Origin of the sequence: Aquabacterium sp., from assembly GCF_035476535.1 — a bacterium.
Lineage (GTDB): Bacteria > Pseudomonadota > Gammaproteobacteria > Burkholderiales > Burkholderiaceae_C > Pseudaquabacterium.
The window spans coordinates 1-2959 of record NZ_DATILJ010000207.1 but is presented as its reverse complement, the minus strand read 5'-3'; the positions used below and the strand labels follow the sequence as shown (position 1 = coordinate 2959).

4 protein-coding genes are annotated in these 2959 nt (G+C 67.5%); 1 reads left to right on the top strand and 3 read right to left on the bottom strand.

Going from position 1 to position 2959, the window contains the following annotated elements:
- Nucleotides 1-127: 127 nt before the first annotated feature.
- Nucleotides 128-358, top strand: a complete 231-nt coding sequence (locus tag VLK61_RS20380; protein ID WP_325423461.1) for a GDCCVxC domain-containing (seleno)protein — start codon at nucleotides 128-130, stop codon at nucleotides 356-358.
- On the opposite strand, the gene VLK61_RS20375 is transcribed toward VLK61_RS20380, so the two are convergent.
- The 3 genes from VLK61_RS20375 to VLK61_RS20365 form a co-directional block, all read right to left on the bottom strand.
- Nucleotides 320-1006 (bottom strand): HAD family hydrolase, encoded by a 687-nt coding sequence (locus VLK61_RS20375; RefSeq protein ID WP_325423460.1) that lies wholly within the window; start codon nucleotides 1004-1006, stop codon nucleotides 320-322. The genes VLK61_RS20380 and VLK61_RS20375 overlap by 39 nt on opposite strands.
- Entirely contained in the window at nucleotides 1003-2376 is a 1374-nt protein-coding gene (locus VLK61_RS20370) for an aldehyde dehydrogenase family protein (RefSeq protein ID WP_325423459.1), read from the bottom strand. Before VLK61_RS20370 ends, VLK61_RS20375 begins: the two co-directional genes overlap by 4 nt.
- A gap of 12 nt (nucleotides 2377-2388) precedes the next feature.
- Nucleotides 2389-2959 (bottom strand): gamma-glutamyl-gamma-aminobutyrate hydrolase family protein (locus VLK61_RS20365; protein WP_325423458.1); only part of this gene is annotated, 571 nt, incomplete at its 5' end.

Here is a 2959-nt window from a genome sequence, read left to right as displayed (position 1 = left end):
ACCTGCGACGGGGACACCTCGCATGCCTGCGCCATCCTCGAGTCGTTCATGACGGCGGCGCAGGATCACGCCTGCGCCTGCCACGCGGTGGCCAACTGACGAGGTGGCAGCCAACGGGCCGGTGCCGATGGAAACAGCCGTAGATCGATCGACCATCAAGTGCCCCGCCTGCGGCCATGAGAAGGACGAGACCATGCCGAAGGACGCCTGCCAATGGTTCTACGAGTGCGAGAACTGCGGCTTGCTGCTTCGCCCGAAGGCCGGCGACTGCTGTGTCTTTTGCTCGTACGGCACGGTCAAGTGCCCGCCGATGCAAAAATCAGCCAAGTCGTGCTGCGGGAGTCGGCCTGCGCAGTGATATCACCGGCCAGCCACGTTCGGCCGCTTCGGCGGCCAGCCGCGCATCGGGGTCCACCGCCACCGGCTTGCGCACCGCGCACAGCAGCGGCAGGTCGTTGATCGAATCGCTGTACAGCGTCGAGTCGCACTCATGCAAGTCGATGCGGCGCACGGCCAGCCAGTCGTGCAGCCGCGTGACCTTGCCTTCGCGCATGTTCAGCGTGCCGCTGGGCCGGCCGCTGAAACCATCGGCGCTGGTTTCGCATTCGGTGGCGATCAGGTGCGCGATGCCCAGGTGGGCCGCGGTCAGCTCGGTGATGAAGCGGTTGGTCGCGGTGGTCATCACCACCAGTTCGCCGGCGCCGCTGTGTTTCTGCACCAGCACATGCGCGGCGACTGAAATGCGCGGCGCGATCACCTCGTCCAGGAAGCGGCGGCGCAGCGGCTGCCAGGCGGCACGGCTGCGCCCGCTCAGCGTCGAGACGTAGAACGCGCAGAAGTCCTCGGCGCTGACGGTGCCGGTCTGGTAGTCGCGCTCCATCGCGGCGTTGCGTTCGGCGAACGCGGCGCGCTCCAGCACGCCCTGGTCCATGAGGAACTCGCACCACAACACATCGCTGTCGCCATCGAGCAGCGTGTGGTCCAGGTCGAACAGCGTCAATCTCACGGGTGCCGCAAGTGCCATGCTTTGGGCCGCGTGAAGCTTGCTATGCCCTGGCGGGACAGCGTGAGGCCGATGCCCGAATCACCGTGGCCTGACCATGGCAGGCGCGGGCTCACACGGTCGCAGCAGTTCCAGTAGACGCTGCCGGCATTCACCTGCGCCAGCAATGTGCGCGCCACCGTCTCGTCCAGGGTGAAGACGCCGGCGGTCAGGCCGTAGCGGGTGTCGTTCATCAGCCCCAGCGCTTCTTGGTCGCCGCCGACCTTCTGGATGCCGATGATCGGGCCGAAGCTTTCTTCCTGCATCAGCACCATCGTGTGGTTCACCTCGGTGAAAACGGTGGGCGCATAGTGGTTGCCGGGCCCGGGACCGCGCTTGCCGCCGCAGCGCAGCGTGGCGCCCTTGGCCAGCGCATCGGCCACTTGCGCGTCCAGCACATCCAGTTGCGCGGCGCGGGTGATCGCGCCGATGTAGGTGCCGGGCGCCATCGGATCACCCTGCTGGAACGAGGCCACCGCGCCGAGGAAATGGTCGACGAAGGCGTCGTGCACGCTTTCGTGCACATAGATGCGTTCGACCGAGCAGCAGCTCTGGCCGGTGTTGTACATCGCGCCGTCGGCGAGGCTGGCCGCGGCGGCCTTCACGTCGGCATCGGCGCGCACATAACTCGGGTCCTTGCCGCCGAGCTCCAGTTGCAGCTTTACCAGCCGGCCGGCCAGCGCCTGCGCGATGCGCAGGCCGGTGGCGTGGCTACCGGTGAAGAACAGGCCATCGATCTTCTGGGTTAGCAGTGCCGCGCCGACATCGCCGGCACCCACCAGGCACTGCATCACGTCGGCCGGCACGCCGGCCGCATGCAGCAGCCGGGTGATGTGCTGGCCGCTGAGCGTGGCGTGTTCCGACGGTTTGTAGAGCACGACATTGCCGGTCAGCAGCGCCGGCACGATGACATTGCAGCCGACGAAGTACGGGTAGTTCCAGGCCGAGATGTTGGCCACCACGCCCAGCGGGCTGTGCGAGATCTGCTCGTGCATGCCGCCGCCGTCGAACACATGCTCGTCGCGCAGCGCGCCTTCGGTCTGTTCGAGGAAGAAGTCGATGCGGGGCAGCAAGCCGTTGATCTCGTTGCGCGCCTGCGAGATCGGCTTGCCCATCTCCTGGGTCAGCGTGCTCGCCAGCGTGTCGATCTCTTCGACCAGCGCCGCGCGAAAGCGCTGGATCATCGCCAGCTTGTCGTTGATCGGCACGCGCGCCCAGGTTGTCAGCGCGGCGCGCGCGGCCACGGCTTTGGTGGCGACGGAGGCGGCATCGTCGGCGGGCAGTTCGGCGAGTGGCGCGCCGGTGGTGGGGTTGTGGATCTGCAAGGTGGCCATGGTGTTTGCCGGTTAGCGCCGCGCGGCGCGCGCCGCGGCGAGAAAGTCGTTGAGCAGCGGCGTGTCGTCGAAGTTCGCCGGGTCGCCGGGGTCGTGGAACTCGGGGTGCCATTGCACCGCGGCGACGTAGCTGCTGCCGTCGGTGCGGCGAATGGCCTCGACCATGCCGTCGTCCGGGCAGCGTGCTTCGATCACGAAGCCGGGTGCCAGGTCCTTGATCGCCTGGTGGTGGATGCTGTTGGTCACGCCGCGCTGCACGCCGGGGTACAGCCGGGCGAGATGCGTGCCCGGCACCAGTTCCACCTCGTGGTAGTGGCGCTCGTACTTGCCGAGTTCGCGGTGCGCGCGTGACGCGGGGCGCTGGGTCGCGATGTCTTGCAGCAGCGTGCCGCCGAACATCACGTTGAGCAACTGCAAGCCGCGGCAGATGCCGAACACCGGCTTGCCGGCCTGCACGAAGGCGTCGATCAGCTCGATCTCGTAGCGGTCGCGGATGCGGTCGCCGGCCCAGTCGCCATGCAGCGGTGTTTCGTCATAACTCTCGGGCGCCACGTCGTTGCCGCCTTGCAGCACAAGGCCGTCC

Coding starts and splice junctions, on each gene's coding strand:
- VLK61_RS20380 (WP_325423461.1), top strand. CDS start 128: ATGGAAACAGCCGTAGATCGATCGACCATCAAGTGCCCCGCCTGCGGC.
- VLK61_RS20370 (WP_325423459.1), bottom strand. CDS start 2,376: ATGGCCACCTTGCAGATCCACAACCCCACCACCGGCGCGCCACTCGCC.